Source organism: Pseudomonas sp. 18-147 (assembly GCF_051048045.1).
Taxonomy (GTDB): domain Bacteria; phylum Pseudomonadota; class Gammaproteobacteria; order Pseudomonadales; family Pseudomonadaceae; genus Pseudomonas; species Pseudomonas aeruginosa.
In genome coordinates this window covers 197,087-212,613 of sequence record NZ_CP182296.1, presented here as the reverse complement: position 1 = coordinate 212,613, position 15,527 = coordinate 197,087, and the positions used below count along the sequence as shown (strand labels likewise).

Sequence of the window (15,527 nt, the reverse complement as noted above, 5' to 3'; positions counted from 1 at the left end):
CGGCGTCAGGTGAACAGGCGCGCGCTCAGCTCGCGGCTGGCCTCCAGCAGCAACGGCAGGAAACGGCTTTCCAGTTCGGCGCGGGAGACCCGCCCGGCATGGGTGCCGACGTTCAGCGCGGCGAGCACGTGGCCGGCGGAGTCGCGTACCGGCACCGCCAGCGAGCGCAGGCCGACTTCCAGCTCCTGGTCGACGATGCACCAGCCCTGGCGACGAATCTCCACCAGGCACGGCAGCAGGGTCTCGGGGGTATACAGGGTACGGCTGGTCTTGGCCTGCATCTCCACTCCGCCGAAGTAGGCGTGCAGCGCGTCGTCGTCCAGCGCGGCGAGGAGGATGCGGCCCATCGAGGTGCAATAGGCGGGCAGCCGGCTGCCGACGTTGAGGTCCACCGAAATCAGCCGCTGGGGAGTGGCCGAACGGGCGATGTAGAGCACGTCGTCGCCCTCCAGGGTGGCCATCGAACAGGCTTCGTGGAGCTGTTCGCTGAGGCGGTCGAGGATCGGCTGCGCAGTGATCGCCAGCGGCGTCGACGACAGGTAGGCGTGGCCGAGGGTGAGCACCTTCGGCAACAGCGAGTAGGTGCGCCCGTCGGTGGTGGCGTAGCCAAGCTGCATCAGCGTGTGCAGGCAGCGACGCACAGCGGCGCGGGGTATCTCGGTGCGGTGGCTGATCTGGGCGATGGTCAGGTGCCGCTTGCGCTCCTGGAACGCATGGATCACCGCCAGGCCACGGGCCAGCGAGGTCATGAAGTTGGGATCGCCGGTGAAGGCCTCGATGCGCTTGGCCGGCGAAAGGACGGTCGGCGGCGCCAGGGTGGCGGGGTGTTCCGGGAGTTCGCTCATGGACGTTCGGGCTCGGGTCACGGAAAGGCTCGCCGATTATCGGACACTCGTTCGATCATCGCAATTGACCGGAGCGCCTCCGACTGTAGTACTGTCGGGGCTACCCATCGCCCTCCGGGAGTAATGTCAGGTACCCATCGGCGGGTTCTGGGTACGCCCTTGCCGCTCCGGCAAGGGCGCCCTTCCTTCCCGCGCGATCGATGCGCCTAGAAGTCAAAGAACACCGTCTCGTTGTCGCCCTGGATGCGGATGTCGAAACGGTAGGCGAGCTGTCCGTCCACTTCGCAGCGCTGCGCGAGCAGGGTGTCGCGACGCGGCGCCTGCTCGATCAGGTTGAGCACCGGACAGGCGGCGTTGGCCTCGGTCTCGTCATCGAAGTACAGCCGGGTCTGCAAGTGGATGTTGATGCCGCGGGCGAACAGCGAGACGTTGATGTGCGGCGCCATCGGCACGCCCTGGGCGTTACGCACCACCCCCGGCTTGACCGTGTGCAGGGTCCACTCGCCGGCATCGAAGGTGGTGGCGGTGCGGCCGAAGCTGTTGAACGGACGCTCCGGATCGTAGCGCTCCTGGTAGCGGCCTTCGCTGTCGGCCTGCCAGAACTCCAGGAACGAGTCGCGCACCAGGTGGCCGTTGCCGTCGTAGACGTGGCCGAGCAGGAGGATGTGCTGGCCCGGCGCGTCTTCGCGGGCCATGCGGTTCCAGATCTCCAGGTCACGGGTCGGGTTGCCGGCGGCGGCCAGCGCCAGGCCGATGTGGACATAGGGACCGGCGGTCTGGGAAGGGGTTTCCCGCAGCAGTTCGTGGCTCATGGTCGGCTCCTCAGACGTTCTCGAAGAAGGTCTTGCGCTGCCCGCGCAGGACGATGTCGAAGCGGTAGGCCAGGCAATCCATCGGGTTGGCCATGCTCATGTCGAGCCGGCCGATCAGGCTCTGCGCCGCCTCCGGGTCGGCAAGGGTGCGGATGATCGGGCACTTGGGGATCAGCGGGTCGCCCTCGAAGTACATCTGGGTGACCAGCCGCGCGGCGATCGCCGGGCCGCTGACGGACACGTGGATGTGCGCCGGGCGCCAGTCGTTGGGGCCGTTGCGCCAGGGATAGGGCCCGGGCTTGATGGTGCGGAAGTAATAGTGGCCCTCGCTGTCGGTGAGGGTCCGGCCGACGCCGCCGAAGTTCGGGTCGAGCGGCGCCAGGTAGCGGTCGTTCTTGTGCCGGTAGCGCCCGCCGGCGTTGGCCTGCCACATCTCCACCAGGGTGTGCGGGACCGGCTTGCCGTACTGGTCGAAGACCCGGCCGAACATGATGATGCGCTCGCCCTGGGGCAGGCCGCCGTGGTCGAAGTTGAGCAGCAGGTCGTTGTCGTGGCGGCCGAGCCTGAGGTGGGAGAAGTCCGGCCCGCTGGTTTCCGAGAGCGATTGCGGGATGCTCACCAGCGCCTGGCTCGGCGAGCGCGGCACGGAGGTCTTGTAGTCGGGGGTCAAGGCTTTGGGGTGCCAGTTTCGGTCACGGATGACGAAACGACGGCTTTCGGCGTCGTGCATGTCGGGCTCCTGTTATTCGCGTTATCGGTCGCCAGGCTTGTGGATTCAGGCATGGAAAACGAAGTCTTGCGCAGGAGGCGGGACGGGGACAGTGAATTATCCGGCCCCATACATAACCATTTGGTTATGCTTTGTCAGTGCAACTCGGCGGCCACCTCGCGCAACACCGCGCTGAACCATTGCGCCCCCAGCGGCAACGGCAAGGCCGCGTTGTGGCACAGCCCGACCGAACCGCCCGGTTCGCGGATACCCAGGTCCAGCTCGGCCAGCTCGCCGTTGCCGACGTCCAGGCGCACGGCATCGCGCGGCGCCACCCAGATCGCCTCGCTGCGCAACACATAGCTGCGGCTGAGGGTCGGCGAGAGGGTTTCCAGGCGCTGTCCGGCGAGCGGGATGCCCCATTGCACGAACAGGCTGTCGGCGTGGCGGCGGATGGTGGTGCCGGCCAGCGGCAGCACCAGCGGGAATTCGGCCAGCCGCTGCGGGTCGCCGAGGGGCGCGGCGAGCAAGGGGTGGCCGGGACGCACCACCAGCATCATCGACTCGCTGTACAGGTGCTCGAAGGTCAGGCCCTGGATGTCCGGGCTATCGGTCATCCGCCCGACCACCAGGTCCAGCTCGCCGACCTTCAGTTGCGCCAGCAGGTAGGCGCTGGGTCCGGTGGCGACGCTGACCACCAGCGCACCGTGGCGCCGGTGCAGGCGCCGGATCACCTCGGGCACCACCAGGCTCTCCACCGTCGACAGCACGCCGACCCGCACCGTCTCGACCTGCGCCTCGTGGCCGCGCAGGGTGTTCACCCCGTCGCGCAGGGCCTGCACGCAGGGGCCGGCATAGCGCAGGAAGGTCACGCCCGCCTCGGTCAGCTCGGCGCCGGCCTTGCTCCGTTCGAACAGGCGCGCGCCGAGGATTTCCTCCAGTTCCTTGAGGGTCTTGGAGATCGCCGGCTGCGACACCGCCACGGCATCCGCCGCCTTGGCGAAGCTGCGCTGGCGGGCGACTTCGAGGAAGCAGGCGAGGTGGCGGAACTTGATGCGGTTGTCGAGGTTCATGGGGCGGCCGTGGCGGCGAGTGGTGCGGGCATGGTACCCAACGGGCGGGTTGGGAACGAGGTGTGGCGTGCGGCGAGGTCGTGCCAGGCGGTACTCCGCCTTCCTTTCCCCAAAGGGAGAAGGCACTGGATGGCGGAACGACTCACGCGCCGGGCAATCCCTTCCCTGGGGGAAGAAGGAACCAGATGGAGCATGGTCGGGCAGCATCGCGCCGACCCTTCGCCCTTCAGGGGGGCCTCCACGTCCAGGAGGACGCCGGGGAACCCCACCTGGAGCGAGCGCCGACTCAGAACTCCACCGTCGTCGACACCTGGAACTGCCGGGGCTCGCCCATCGCCACGTACAGTCGATTGGCACTGGACGGGTAGTAGGTGCGGTCGAACAGGTTCTTCACGTTGAGCTGGAACTTCACGCCGTGTCCGCCGAAGCGGGTGTCGTAGCTGGCAAAGGCATCGGCCACGGTGTAGGACGGCAGGTCGAAGGAATTGGCCGGGTCGCCCGGGCGCTTGCCGACGTAGCGCGCGCCGCCGCCCAGGCGCAGGCGGTCGCCGCCGAAGAGCTGGCCGAGTTCGTAGACCGCCGACAGCGACGCGGTGTTGCGCGCCACGTTCTGCAGGCGCTTGCCCTCCAGGGTCGGGTCCTCGGTGACTTCCGCGGCGAGCCAGGCGTAGCTGCCGATCAGGCTCCAGCGTTCGCTGAGCTGGCCGGTGAGGTCCAGCTCCAGGCCGCGCGAGCGGACCCGGCCGGCGGCGCGCACGCTGCTGTTGCCAGCACCGTCGAGTTCGTTGACCAGCACGTTCTTCTTGCGAATGTCGAACAGCGCCAGGGTGCCGCTGAGACGCCCCGGCACATCCAGCTTGGCGCCCAGCTCCCAGGAGGTCGCCTCCTCCGGCAGGATCGCCGAATCGATGGTCTCGCCGGTGCTCAGCGGGGCGATGGTCGAGTTCGGCTTGAACGAGCGCGTGTAGCTGCCGTACAGCGAAACCTCGTCGCTCAGGCGGTAGACCAGGCCGCCGCGCGGCACCCATTTCTGCCCGTTGATATCGGTGTTGGCGTTGAACGGCCGGCCGCGCCCGGCGAGCTGGTCGTAGATCTGGTAGCGCGCGCCGCCGACCAGGATCCAGCGTTCGTCCAGGTGGATCGAGTCCTGGAAGTACAGCGAGTCGCTGCGCAGCTTGTCGGTCTGGTCGCTGTCGCCGGCGACCACCCGGGTCGACGGCACCACCTGGCCATAGACCGGGTCGAGGTAGTCGAAGCGGCTGGTCTTGCTGTCGCGCAGCAGGTCGGCGCGGAAGATCTTGCGCTTCTCGTGGTCCATGCCGAATTGCAGGTCATGTTGCATCCCGGCCAGTTGCAGCGTTCCGCTCAGGCCGAGGGTGGCGAAGCTGTCGCTGCTGACCGCGCCGTGGGTGCCGTCCATGCGCCGGGTCAGGGTGCCGTCGGCATTCACGGCCATCACCCGGGCCTGGTTGTCGTCGTAGGTCTCGCGACTGTAGCCGTAGCCGAAGTGGGCCTTCCAGGTGTCGTCGAGCTGCCGTTCGAGATCCAGGCGGGTCAGCTCGGAACGGCCCTCGGTGATGTTGAAGGGCTCGTCCAGGCGCCGGCTGCGCGGGATGTCCAGCGGGCGGTTGGTACGCGGATCGATGGCCGTGCCACGGTCGAACGGCGTGGTGAACTCGCGGTGCTCGTAGCTCAGGTTGACCGTCGTGTCCTCGCCGTACCAGGCCAGCGAGGGCGCCACCAGCGTCTCGCGGCTCTTGCCGAAGTCGCGCCAGTAATCCTCGTCCTCATGATCGAGGATCATCCGGTAGGCCAGTCCGCTGTCGCCCAGCGGGCCGGTGGAGTCGAGCTGGCCGCCGCTGCCGTTGCGCCCGTGGGCGTAGGCCGAGCCACGCAGGGTCAGGGCGTTGGCTTGTTGCAGTTGCGGCTTCTTGCTCACCACGTTGACCACCCCGCCCGGGTCCTGGATGCCATAGAGCAGGGATGCAGGCCCCTTCAGCACCTCGACGTGGTCGGCGGTGGCGGTGAAATTGCGGCCCTGCACCGAGGGCATGCCGTCACGCATGATCGAGCCGTCGCGGTTGTCGCCGAAGCCGCGCTTCATCACCGCGTCCTGGGTACCGCCAAGGGTGTTGGCCTGGGTGATGCCGCTGATGTTGCCCAGCGCGTCGTCAAGGTTGCGCGGGCGCTGGTCCTGCAGCGCCTGTGCCGGGACCACGCTGATCGCCTGGGGGATATCCAGTAGCGGCGCATCGCCGCGGCTGATCGAGGCGTTGGCCGCCGGCCGGTAGCCCTGCGCCGGGGCGGCGGCGGAGACCGTCGTGGCATCGAGGTCGAGCGCGCCGCTGGCGGGGATCGGTTCCAGGGTCAGGGTGCGCTCGTCGATCCGCCGCGCGCGCAGGCCGCTGCCCTGCAGCAGGCGTTGCAGCGCCTCCTCCGCGTCCAGCGAACCGTGCAATGCCGGAGCGGTCGCCTGCGGCGGCAGCTCGGCGGTGTAGAGCAGCGTCTGCCCACTGGCCCGGCTGAACGCGTTGAGCGCCTGGGCCAGCGGCGCGGCAGCCTGGCTGAAGCGGTAGCGAACCGCCTCGGCGGCCTGCACGGTGGCGGCGAGACAGCCGAGGCTGAGGAACAGGGCGGGGAGAGTACGCAGGGCGAAGCGCGGGAACGGGGTCATGGGTTGCTCGTGTCGGTCGCTTTTCTAATGCGAATCAATCGCGGTCATGAGCACTACACGAAGCGGCGCCGGATTTACCTCACCCCGCAGGGCAAAAAAATTCTTCGCCGGGAAAGATTCCTGCGGCCAAACGGACCAGGGCCACCGTCAGCGAATCACCACCAGGCGTCCGAACAGGATCTGCTGGCGATAGCCGAGCACCGCCTGCAGCGACTTCAGCGCGGCTTCGGGATCATCGCTGCGGAAGCTGCCGCTGACCGGCTGGCGACCGAGCGCGTCGTCGAGCAGGAGAATGCGTCCGGGGTAGTAGCGAGCGAGTTCGTCGAGCACTTCTGCCAGCGGCCGCCGGTAGAAGCTCAGCCAACCCTGGCGCCAGGCCAGCGCGGCGGCGGCGTCGATGGCCACGGGCCGGCCCAGCTTGCCGTCGGCGAAGCCGACCTGCTGGCCGGCGCCCAGCACTTCCTCGGCGGCGCCCGCACCGGTGCCGGCGCTCACCGCGACCCGCCCTTGCAACACGGTGACGCGGGTCGCCCCGGCGCCGCGACGGACCTCGAACTCGGTGCCCAGTACCCGCGCCCGACCTTCGCCGGCCTCGACCACGAATGGCAGCGCGTCGCGCTTCACCCGCAACGCGGCGGCGCCGCGCAGCAGTTCGACCCGCCGCTGGCCGCCGTCGATACGCACGCGCACCGCGCTGCCGGCGTCCAGGCTCAGGTAGGAGCCATCGGCCAGCTTCCATTCGGCGACCTGTCCCGGCGCGGCGACATAGTCGGCACGCCAGTCCTGCAGCCAGTCGCCGGGCTGCCACCAGCCGCCCAGCCAGAGCATCGCCAGCAGGCAGGCGACGCTGGCCAGCGGGTAGGCCCAGCGCCGCGGGTTGCGCGACGCTCGGCGCGGCCGCAGGTAGGCTTCCAGGGCATCGGCCTCTTCGATGGCCAGGCGGCTCGCCGGTATTTCCGTCAGGCGCCAGAGCGCCTCGGCGCGGGCATAGGCCTCGGCATGCGCCGGCCGCTGCGCCAGCCAGTCCTCGAAGGCCCGCCGGGTCGCCGCATCCGGCGTACCGCGCAGGCGCACCAGCCAGGCCTGGGCGGTCTGCTCGAGGACGGGCTCGTAGGGCGCGGCGTCGCTATCGGGTCGGGTCATGGCTGGGCGCTCCTTGCCTGCTCGCCGGCCGGGCCGGCCAGGCTCGCCTTGCAGGCGTCGAGGGCGCGCATCATATGTTTTTCCACGGCGCTTTGGGAAAGCTGCATGGCCTGGGCGATCTCCGCGTAGGTGCGGCCGTGGATGCGATTGAGCAGGAAAATCCGCCGGGTCCGCTCGGGCAGGCCGCGCAAGGCGGCCTCGACCCGGCGCCACTGGTCGCCGGCCTCGAGCGCCTGCTCGGGACCGACCGGCTCGCCCTGGCGCTGCTCCGGCAGCCAATCGTCCAGTTGCCGTTGCCGCGATCCTTCGCCACGCAAGTGGTCGATGGCCAGGTTGCGCGCGCTGCGCAGGAGGTAGCTGCCAAGCTCCTCCACCGGGGCGGCCGGGCGCCGCCAGAAGCGCAGGAACAGCTCCTGGACCAGGTCGGCGGCGGTCGCCCGGCAGCCGACCCAGCGGCTGACCAGGCTTTCCATGCGCTGGCGCTGGGCCAGGAAGGCCTTGAGGAGATCCGCGCGGCGCGCCGCCTCGCCGTCTGCCGGCAAGGCATCCGGGCGCGGGCCGGGAGGTAGGTCGCGGTCGGGCATCGGTGAGGACGGCTGCACGAAAGCCGGCGCCGGGGCGGCGCCATGGGAATGCTGAGCAGGCCCGCAAATGATAATGCTTATCATCAATACCGAGAAGCCGGCGACGACGAAACGCCTTGCGGGTCGCGCGCCGGGCTACCCGGCACGCCGCCCCTCACTTCACCAGGCGCGCATCCAGGCTGTTCTGCGCCAGGCGCCTGGCCTGCTCCTCGGTCATTCCCAGGCTCTGCTGCAAGGCATGGAAGTTCTCGGTGACATAGCCGCCGAAGTAGGCCGGGTCATCGGAGTTCACCGTCACCTTCACGCCGCGTTCGAGCATGTCGAGGATGGTGTGCTGGCTCATGTCGTCGAACACGCAGAGCTTGGTGTTGGACAGCGGGCAGACGGTCAGCGGGATCTGTTCGTCGATCAGCCGCCGCATCAGCCGCTCGTCCTCGAAGGCGCGTACGCCGTGGTCGATGCGCTCGACCTTGAGCAGGTCGAGGGCTTCCCATATGTACTCGGGCGGCCCCTCCTCGCCGGCATGGGCGACGGTGAGGAAGCCTTCGCTGCGGGCCCGGTCGAAGACCCGCTGGAACTTGCTCGGCGGATGCCCTACTTCCGAGCTGTCGAGGCCGACGGCGATGAAGGCGTCGCGGAACGGCAGCGCCTGGTCGAGGGTTTTCTGCGCCTGTTCCTCGCTGAGGTGGCGGAGGAAGCTGAGGATCAGCCCATGGCGGATGCCCAGCAGCTTCTCGCCGTCCCGTAGCGCGGCGCGGATGCCGGCGAGCACCACCTCGAAGGGAATGCCGCGATCGGTGTGGGTCTGCGGGTCGAAGAACGGCTCGACGTGGACGACGTTCTGCGCCTTGCACTTCTGCAGGTAGGCCCAGGTCAGGTCGTAGAAGTCCTGCTCGGTGCGCAGCACGTCGGCGCCGGCGTAGTAGAGGTCGAGGAATTCCTGCAGGTTGTTGAAGGCGTAGGCCTTGCGCAGGGTCTCGACGTCGTTCCAGGGCAGGGCGATGCGGTTGCGCTCGGCGAGGGCGAACAGCAGCTCCGGCTCCAGGGTACCTTCCAGGTGCAGGTGCAGTTCGGCCTTGGGCAAGGCGTTGAGCCATTCGTACATGGGGTGGGTTCTCGATCAGGCTGGTCTTGGCCGGCAAGTTTAACCTGTCCCGGGAGTCAGGCCCGCGGCAAACCCGCGAACCGCTCCCGCGCGCGACGGGCGGCTCAGGCCGTTTCGCCGCGCCGATAGGCATAGGTCTGCGCGAAGCGCGAGGTCAGCCAATCGCCACAGGTGGTCGGCGGATACTTCGGCGGGTTGTCCGCGTCGAAGCAGCCCGGCAGGCAGCGGATCTCGGTATCCATGTGCGGTTCGGCGAAGAACGGCATGGAGTAGCGGTGCACCCCGCGCGGGCTGATCACCCGGTGCGGGGTCGAGCGGTAACGGTCGTTGCTCCAGCGCGCCATCATGTCGCCGATGTTGACCACGAAGGTGCCGTCGATGGGCGGCGCGTCGATCCATTCGCCCTGGCGGTTCTGCACTTGCAGGCCACCGGCGGCGTCCTGGTAGAGCAGGGTCACGCAGCCGTAGTCGGTGTGCGCGCCGGCGCCGGGCTGGTCGGCGCTCTGCCGGGCCGAGGCCGGCGGATAGTGGATCAGGCGGAACACGCTGACCGGCTGCTCGAAGCGGCGATCGAAGAAGTCCTCCTCGATCCCCAGGGCGATGGCCAGGGCGCGCAGCACGGTACGGGCCAGCGTCAGCATGTCGGCATAGTGTCCTTCCAGCAGGGCCTCCCAGCCGGGCAGGTCGGGGTGTCGGTTGGGCCCGTAGAAGGACTTGCCGGCGCGCACGTCGGGATGCTCCGCCGGCAGGTGCAGGGCCATGTCGAAGGTCTCCTTGAAGTCGCTGGGCAACGCCGGGTCGAGCTGCTCGGTGGCGATCGCGCCATAGCCGCGATGGTTGCGGCTACGGGTGATATCGATCTTCAGCTTCTCTTCGACAGGCAGCGCGAAGAACTCCCGCGCCGCCGCCAGCAGGGCTTCGAAGCGCGCGGCCGGCAACGGGTGTCCGGCGATGTAGAAGAAGCCCCACTCGCGGCAGGCCTGGTCGATCCGCCGCGCCACGTCGTTCCAGGCGCCACGGTCGGCGCCGTAGAGCGGGGCGATGTCGATGATGGGTAGACGGTCCAATCGCGCTCTCCTCGATGGGCCCTGTACGGAAAGTGCCTGCGCTCGGCGACTTTTTCCATACAAGGCCAGGGCTCACTTCGGCAGGTCGGCCTTGATGCCTTCCACGTAATAGTTCATCGACGCCAGGTCGGCATTGGTCGCGCTGACGCCGGCGGCGAAACGCTCCTTGCCGGACTGGTCGCGGATCGGCCCGGTGAAGGGGTGGAAGGCTCCGCTGCGGATCGACTCGATCAGCCTGCCCGCCTCTTCCCGCACCGGCGCCGGCAGCACCTCCTGGTTCAGCGGCAGGACCACCGTACTCTCGGCCAGGCCGCCCCAGAAGTCCTCGGATTTCCAGGTGCCGTCCATCACCGCCTGGGCCGAGCGGATATAGTGCGGGCCCCAGTCGTTGACGATCGAGGTGAGCACGGTCTTCGGACCGAAGTGCTGCATGTCCGAGGCGTAGCCCACGGCGTACACCCCGCGACGCTCGGCGGCCTGGATCGGCGCCGGGCTATCGGTGTGCTGGAACACCACGTCGACGCCCTGGTCGATCAGCGCGTTGGCCGCGTCGGCCTCCTTGCCCGGATCGAACCAGGTGCTCACCCACATCACCTTGAGTTCGGCCTGCGGGTCGTATTTGTCCAGCGCCAGCTGGATCGCGTTGATGTCGCGGATCACCTCGGGAATCGGAAACGAGGCGATGTAGCCGATCTTGTGGCTGCGGGTCATCTTCGCCGCGAGGAAGCCGCCGACGTAGCGTCCCTCGTAGGAGCGCGACAGGTAGGTGCCGAGGTTCCTGTCGCGCTTGTAGCCGGTGGCGTGCTCGAAGGTCACCTTGGGAAACTGCCGGGCCACCTTGGCGGTAGGGTTCATGTAGCCGAAGGAGGTGGTGAAGACCAGGCCGTAGCCGTCTTTCGCCAGGTTGCGGATGACCCGCTCGGCATCGGCGCCCTCGGCGACGTTCTCGACGAAGCTGGTCTTCACCTTGTCGCCGAAGTGCTCCACCAGTTCGCGGCGGCCCAGTTCGTGCTGGTAGGTCCAGCCGTGGTCGCCGACCGGGCCGACATAGACGAAGCCGATCTTCAGTGGTTCGGCGGCCTCGGCGGCGAGAGCGCAGGCGCCGAGGCCGAGGACGGCGGCAAGGCGGCGCAGGACGGACATGCGGGATTGCGTGCGACGGTGTTTCATGGATGGGCGTGCTCCGGTGAGTGCAGGGTTGGCCATCGGGCGTGGCTTCGCGTTCAGCCCGCCCGCCGATGCAATTACCTGACCACCCGGACAACTCCGCTCAAGCTCGCGCTTCTGCGCGCCGCGTCATGCCGGCGCGGCTGCAGGACGGTGCAGCGCGCCATCGCTTGGTGCATGCCGGCGCCGCCACGATGGCGCTACCATGGGCGCTGGCTTTCCGTAACAAGGCACGCACGCGATGACCGCAATCTACCTGGCCGGGCCGGACGTCTTCCGCCCCGACGCCGAAGCCCATGGCGAAACCCTCAAGGCGCTCTGCGCCGAGTTCGGCTTCGTCGGCCTCTACCCGCTCGACCACGCCCTGCCCGCCGACATCCGCGAGCCGGCCGCACAGGCCGCCTGGATCTACCGCGCCAATGTCGGCCTGATCGAGCGCGCCGACTGCGTGCTGGCCAACCTCGAACCGTTCCGCGGCAGCGAGCCGGACAGCGGCACCGCCTTCGAAGTGGGCTACGCCCTGGCCCTGGGCAAGCCGGTATATGCCTACCTCAGCGATGCCGGCGCCTACACCGAGCGCCTCGCCCGGCTGGCCCCGGAATGGCTCGGCGAGCACCCCGGCGAGGACCGCGACGGTTGGCAACTGGAGGGTTTCGGCCTGCCATTGAACCTGATGCTGGCGGTGCCTTCGCGGCTGGTCGCCGGCGGCCCGCGCGAGGCCCTGCGACGCCTCGCCGAGGAACTCGAGCGCGCCTGACATCGCGGGAAGGCCGTCGCCTAGCTGCTGGCAGATAGCCGCCGCCCGGCCCGTCGCTTGCCGGCCATAATCCTGGACAACAACGGCCCCATCCGGGAGGCCGGCCTGCAAGAGGCATCCGATGAACCGATCCAAGGGTTCCAGCAGCCGTCGTACCTTCCTGCGCCTGGCAGCCCTGCTACTGCCCGCCGGCGCCCTGCTCGGCAGCCTGCCGGGCGTACGCGCCGCGGCCAGGCCGCGGAAACTCTATCTGGCCGGTCCCGATGTGTTCCGCGCCGACGCCGTCGCCCACGGCGAAGCACTCAAGGCACTGTGCGCACGCTACGGTTTCGAGGGCCTCTACCCGCTGGACAACGCGCTGCCGAAACAGCTCGCCGAGCCGCGCGAACAGGCGGCCTGGATCTACCGCGCCAACATCGGCCTGATCGAACGCGCCGACGCGGTGCTGGCCAACCTGAACTTCTTCCGCGGCGCCGAGCCGGACAGCGGCACCGCCTTCGAGGTCGGCTATGCCACCGCCCTCGGCAAGCCGGTCTATGGCTACGTCGACGACGCCGGCAGCTACGCCGAGCGGATCCGCCGGCACGCCCCGGAGCTGATCGGCGAGGATCCGACCCGCGACCGCGACGGCATGACCCTGGAAGAGTTCGGCCTGCCGCTCAACCTGATGCTGGCGGTGCCGGCAACGCTAGTCGTCGGCGACGCCGAGCAGGCCCTGCGCCAACTCGCCAGCCGGCGCCACGGCTGACCCGGCGCCGGCCGTACGGCGAGAGACTCAGGGCAGGCGGGCGATACGCTCGGTGAGCAGGTCGAAGAACCCCTGGGCGTCGCCCTCGTTGATCCACTCGACGTTGGCCGGCTGCTTGAGGCCGCCGTACCAGTCGGCCACGGTCTGGCCGAAGGTGATGCCCTCGCGGCTGTCGACCTGCACGTTGATCCGCTTGCCCTTGAACAGCGAGGGCTTGAGCAGGTAGGCGACCACCGTGGCGTCGTGCACCGGGCCGCCCTTCAGGCCGTAGTACTTGATGTCGTACTGGACGTAGGCGTCGAGGATGTCGGCGACGGTCTTGCCGGCCTGGTTGCCGAGGTTGCGCAGCTTGGCGATGCGCTCGGGGCTGGTGAGGATCTTGTGGGTCACGTCGAGCGGCAGCATGGTGATCGGCGCCCCGCTCTTGAGCACGATTTCCGCCGCGTGGGGGTCGGCGAAGATATTGAATTCGGCGGCCGGGGTGATGTTGCCGCCGTTGAAGTGGGCGCCGCCCATGATCACGATCTCGCGGATGCCCTTGACGATGTCCGGGGCCTGGGTCAGGGCCAGCGCGAGGTTGGTCTCCGGGCCGAGCATGGCCAGGGTCACGCTCTTCTCCGGCGCCGCACGCAAGGTGCGGATCAGGTAGTCCACGGCGTTACCTTCGGCCAGCGGCTGCTTCGGCTCATGCACCTCGACGCCGCTGATGCCTTCGCTGCCGTGCACGTCGGCGGCGTAGATCGGCGTGCGCAGCAGCGGTCGCGGGGCGCCGGCGTAGACCGGGATATCCGGGCGCTTGCCCCACTCGCGGGCCAGCCGGGCGTTACGCGCGGTCTTTTCCAGCGGCACGTTGCCGGCGACGGTGGTCAGCGCCTGGATCTTCAGCTCCTTCGGCGAGGCCATGGCGAACAGCAGGGCGATCACATCGTCGGCGCCCGGATCGGTGTCGATGATCAGCGTCCGCGGCGATGGCGGCGCCACCGTTTCGGCAGCGGACAGAGGAAGGCTGGCGGGCATCAGCAGGGCGAGTCCTAGCAGAAGGCTGCAAAAGCGATTGCATGGGCGGGCGGCGCGTGACATGGGGCGGCTCCTGGTGGGGAATGCCACAGTCTAGCCAGTTGCGGGCCACGCGCCGACCTATGCGAACCGACAGAGGAAGCCTGGCGCCTCCTCTGTCGGCGCCCGCCTCACCCGGCGATCAGGGCGCTCGCCGCCTCGCGGTGGCGGGCGATCAGGGCGGCCAGGTCGAGCCCTTCCACGGCACCGTCGACCACTCGCCAGGCGCCGCCGACCATTACCCGGTCGGCACGGTCGGCAGCGCACAGCAGCAGCGCCGAGAGCGGGTCGTGGCTACCCGAGAAGCGCAGCTCGTCGAGCTTGAACAAGGCCAGGTCGGCCTGCTTGCCGGGGGCCAGCTCGCCGATGTCGCTGCGCCCGAGCAGGCGTGCCGAGCCACGGGTTGCCCAGCCCAGGGCGAGTTCCGGGGTGATCCGCTCGGCGCCGTAGCGCAGGCGTTGCAGGTACAGGGCCTGGCGCGCCTCGAGGATCATGTTCGAGGCGTCGTTGGAAGCCGAGCCATCGACTCCCAGGCCGATCGGCGCGCCGGCCGCCTCCAGCTCCACGGTCGGGCAGATGCCCGAGGCCAGGCGCATGTTCGAACTCGGGCAATGGCAGATACCGGTGCCCGCCTCGCCGAGCCGGCGGATCTCCTCGGCGTTGAAGTGGATGCCGTGGGCCAGCCAGGTGCGCGGGCCGAGCCAGCCGACGCTATCCAGGTAGTCCACGGTGCGCAGGCCGAAGCGCTGCAGGCAGAAGTCTTCCTCGTCGAGGGTCTCCGCCAGGTGGGTGTGCAGGCGTACGTCGTGGCGCGCCGCCACTTCGGCGCTGGCGCGCATGATCTCCGGAGTCACCGAGAACGGCGAGCAGGGCGCCAGGGCGATCTGCACCCGGGCACCGTCTCCGCGCTGGTGGTAGCGGGCGATCAGTCGCTCGCTGTCGGCGAGGATGGTCTCGGCTTCCTGCACCGTCTGCTGCGGCGGCAAGCCGCCGTCCTTCTCGCCGAGGCTCATCGAGCCGCGGGTGAGCATGGCGCGCATGCCCAGTTCCTCGACCACCCCGGCCTGCACGTCGATGGCCTGTTCGAGGCCGCCGGGAAACAGGTAGTGGTGGTCGGCGGCAGTGGTACACCCGGACAACAGCAGCTCGGCCAGCGCCACCTTGGTGGCCAGTTCGAGTTTCTCCGGGGTCAGCCGCGCCCAGACCGGGTAGAGGGTCTTCAGCCAGGGGAACAGCGGCTGGTTGACCACCGGCGCCCAGGCGCGGGTGAGGGTCTGGTAGAAGTGGTGATGGGTGTTGACCAGCCCCGGCAACACCACGTGCCGGCTGGCGTCGAACTGGCTGGCGCAAGGTTGTGCGGGCTGCTGGCCAGCGCCGAGCAGCTCGACGATGCGGCCGTCTTCGACGACCAGGCCGCCGGCGGCGTCGAGACCGTTGGCGGTGAAGATGGCGAGGGGATTGCGAATCCAGGTGCGGGACATGTGCGGACCTTCGTCGGATCGGCGGGCCGGCGCGAACGCTGCCGGCCCTCGGTTGATGAGAGCCAGCTCAGTGTTCACCCTGTCTGCTGATCCAGGTCCGCGGGGCGACGACGGGACGCCACGCGCGTGGCGATATCCTACAAGGGATTTCTGGAGAGGTGTAAGGCTTTCCTCCCGGTGGCGGCCGGGCGCGGTTTGATGGGGGTCAACGGACGCCTCCCGGCAGGGGCATAGAGTGGGGGACTGCATAGCTGAAAACGTAGAACGGAAGGAGTCCCGCATGAGCGAAGAACCCACTGTCAGTCC

The 15,527-nt window shown here is 68.9% G+C and carries 14 protein-coding genes; 2 read left to right on the top strand and 12 right to left on the bottom strand.

Features of this window, described 5'->3' with window-relative positions; all coding sequences use genetic code 11:
- Positions 1-5: 5 nt before the first annotated feature.
- From ACM0M4_RS00960 to ACM0M4_RS00915, 10 genes are all read right to left on the bottom strand, one after another.
- On the bottom strand, positions 6-845 hold the full coding sequence (locus tag ACM0M4_RS00960) for an IclR family transcriptional regulator domain-containing protein (RefSeq protein WP_003083866.1): 840 nt from the start codon (positions 843-845) through the stop codon (positions 6-8).
- 206 nt (positions 846-1,051) lie between these two features.
- Positions 1,052-1,657 carry a protocatechuate 3,4-dioxygenase subunit alpha gene (gene pcaG, locus ACM0M4_RS00955; protein ID WP_003118582.1) on the bottom strand — a complete coding sequence of 202 codons (606 nt, stop codon included), beginning with the start codon at positions 1,655-1,657 and terminating at the stop codon, positions 1,052-1,054.
- A 10-nt stretch (positions 1,658-1,667) separates the two neighbouring features.
- Positions 1,668-2,387 (bottom strand): protocatechuate 3,4-dioxygenase subunit beta, encoded by a 720-nt coding sequence (gene pcaH, locus ACM0M4_RS00950; protein WP_003118581.1) that lies wholly within the window; start codon positions 2,385-2,387, stop codon positions 1,668-1,670.
- A gap of 134 nt (positions 2,388-2,521) precedes the next feature.
- Complete coding sequence (pcaQ, locus tag ACM0M4_RS00945; protein ID WP_009314968.1) at positions 2,522-3,439, bottom strand: pca operon transcription factor PcaQ; 918 nt, start codon at positions 3,437-3,439, stop codon at positions 2,522-2,524.
- Between the two features lie 286 nt (positions 3,440-3,725).
- Positions 3,726-6,113: a TonB-dependent siderophore receptor gene (locus ACM0M4_RS00940; RefSeq protein WP_023132712.1), complete on the bottom strand. Its 2,388-nt coding sequence runs from the start codon at positions 6,111-6,113 to the stop codon at positions 3,726-3,728.
- Between the two features lie 147 nt (positions 6,114-6,260).
- Positions 6,261-7,256 (bottom strand): FecR family protein, encoded by a 996-nt coding sequence (locus tag ACM0M4_RS00935; RefSeq protein ID WP_003112643.1) that lies wholly within the window; start codon positions 7,254-7,256, stop codon positions 6,261-6,263.
- Positions 7,253-7,798, bottom strand: a complete 546-nt coding sequence (locus ACM0M4_RS00930) for an RNA polymerase sigma factor (protein WP_003112642.1) — start codon at positions 7,796-7,798, stop codon at positions 7,253-7,255. Before ACM0M4_RS00930 ends, ACM0M4_RS00935 begins: the two co-directional genes overlap by 4 nt.
- A 196-nt stretch (positions 7,799-7,994) precedes the next feature.
- Positions 7,995-8,945: an adenosine deaminase gene (locus ACM0M4_RS00925; protein WP_003112641.1), complete on the bottom strand. Its 951-nt coding sequence runs from the start codon at positions 8,943-8,945 to the stop codon at positions 7,995-7,997.
- A gap of 104 nt (positions 8,946-9,049) precedes the next feature.
- Positions 9,050-10,012 carry an oxidoreductase gene (locus tag ACM0M4_RS00920; RefSeq protein WP_009875670.1) on the bottom strand — a complete coding sequence of 321 codons (963 nt, stop codon included), beginning with the start codon at positions 10,010-10,012 and terminating at the stop codon, positions 9,050-9,052.
- 72 nt (positions 10,013-10,084) lie between these two features.
- Positions 10,085-11,182 (bottom strand): BMP family ABC transporter substrate-binding protein, encoded by a 1,098-nt coding sequence (locus ACM0M4_RS00915; RefSeq protein ID WP_003118576.1) that lies wholly within the window; start codon positions 11,180-11,182, stop codon positions 10,085-10,087.
- A 238-nt stretch (positions 11,183-11,420) separates the two neighbouring features.
- Between ACM0M4_RS00915 and ACM0M4_RS00910 the strand changes: the two genes are divergently transcribed.
- Together ACM0M4_RS00910 and ACM0M4_RS00905 are read left to right on the top strand one after the other, a co-directional pair.
- A complete protein-coding gene (locus ACM0M4_RS00910; protein WP_003162250.1) occupies positions 11,421-11,936 on the top strand; it encodes a nucleoside 2-deoxyribosyltransferase in 516 nt (171 codons plus the stop codon).
- A gap of 121 nt (positions 11,937-12,057) precedes the next feature.
- Complete coding sequence (locus ACM0M4_RS00905) at positions 12,058-12,684, top strand: nucleoside 2-deoxyribosyltransferase (protein WP_003117212.1); 627 nt, start codon at positions 12,058-12,060, stop codon at positions 12,682-12,684.
- Positions 12,685-12,711: 27 nt separating this feature from the next.
- On the opposite strand, the gene ACM0M4_RS00900 is transcribed toward ACM0M4_RS00905, so the two are convergent.
- Together ACM0M4_RS00900 and ACM0M4_RS00895 are read right to left on the bottom strand one after the other, a co-directional pair.
- Complete coding sequence (locus ACM0M4_RS00900) at positions 12,712-13,764, bottom strand: nucleoside hydrolase (RefSeq protein WP_003106723.1); 1,053 nt, start codon at positions 13,762-13,764, stop codon at positions 12,712-12,714.
- 107 nt (positions 13,765-13,871) lie between these two features.
- Positions 13,872-15,221: an 8-oxoguanine deaminase gene (locus tag ACM0M4_RS00895; RefSeq protein WP_034014515.1), complete on the bottom strand. Its 1,350-nt coding sequence runs from the start codon at positions 15,219-15,221 to the stop codon at positions 13,872-13,874.
- Positions 15,222-15,527 lie beyond the last annotated feature (306 nt).

Excerpts from the sequence above, each read along its gene's own strand:
- ACM0M4_RS00915 (WP_003118576.1), bottom strand. The coding sequence starts at position 11,182 with ATGAAACACCGTCGCACGCAATCCCGCATGTCCGTCCTGCGCCGCCTT.
- pcaH (WP_003118581.1), bottom strand. The coding sequence starts at position 2,387 with ATGCACGACGCCGAAAGCCGTCGTTTCGTCATCCGTGACCGAAACTGG.
- pcaG (WP_003118582.1), bottom strand. The coding sequence starts at position 1,657 with ATGAGCCACGAACTGCTGCGGGAAACCCCTTCCCAGACCGCCGGTCCC.
- ACM0M4_RS00940 (WP_023132712.1), bottom strand. The coding sequence starts at position 6,113 with ATGACCCCGTTCCCGCGCTTCGCCCTGCGTACTCTCCCCGCCCTGTTC.
- ACM0M4_RS00935 (WP_003112643.1), bottom strand. The coding sequence starts at position 7,256 with ATGACCCGACCCGATAGCGACGCCGCGCCCTACGAGCCCGTCCTCGAG.
- ACM0M4_RS00905 (WP_003117212.1), top strand. The coding sequence starts at position 12,058 with ATGAACCGATCCAAGGGTTCCAGCAGCCGTCGTACCTTCCTGCGCCTG.
- ACM0M4_RS00895 (WP_034014515.1), bottom strand. The coding sequence starts at position 15,221 with ATGTCCCGCACCTGGATTCGCAATCCCCTCGCCATCTTCACCGCCAAC.
- ACM0M4_RS00910 (WP_003162250.1), top strand. The coding sequence starts at position 11,421 with ATGACCGCAATCTACCTGGCCGGGCCGGACGTCTTCCGCCCCGACGCC.
- pcaQ (WP_009314968.1), bottom strand. The coding sequence starts at position 3,439 with ATGAACCTCGACAACCGCATCAAGTTCCGCCACCTCGCCTGCTTCCTC.
- ACM0M4_RS00900 (WP_003106723.1), bottom strand. The coding sequence starts at position 13,764 with ATGTCACGCGCCGCCCGCCCATGCAATCGCTTTTGCAGCCTTCTGCTA.
- ACM0M4_RS00925 (WP_003112641.1), bottom strand. The coding sequence starts at position 8,945 with ATGTACGAATGGCTCAACGCCTTGCCCAAGGCCGAACTGCACCTGCAC.
- ACM0M4_RS00960 (WP_003083866.1), bottom strand. The coding sequence starts at position 845 with ATGAGCGAACTCCCGGAACACCCCGCCACCCTGGCGCCGCCGACCGTC.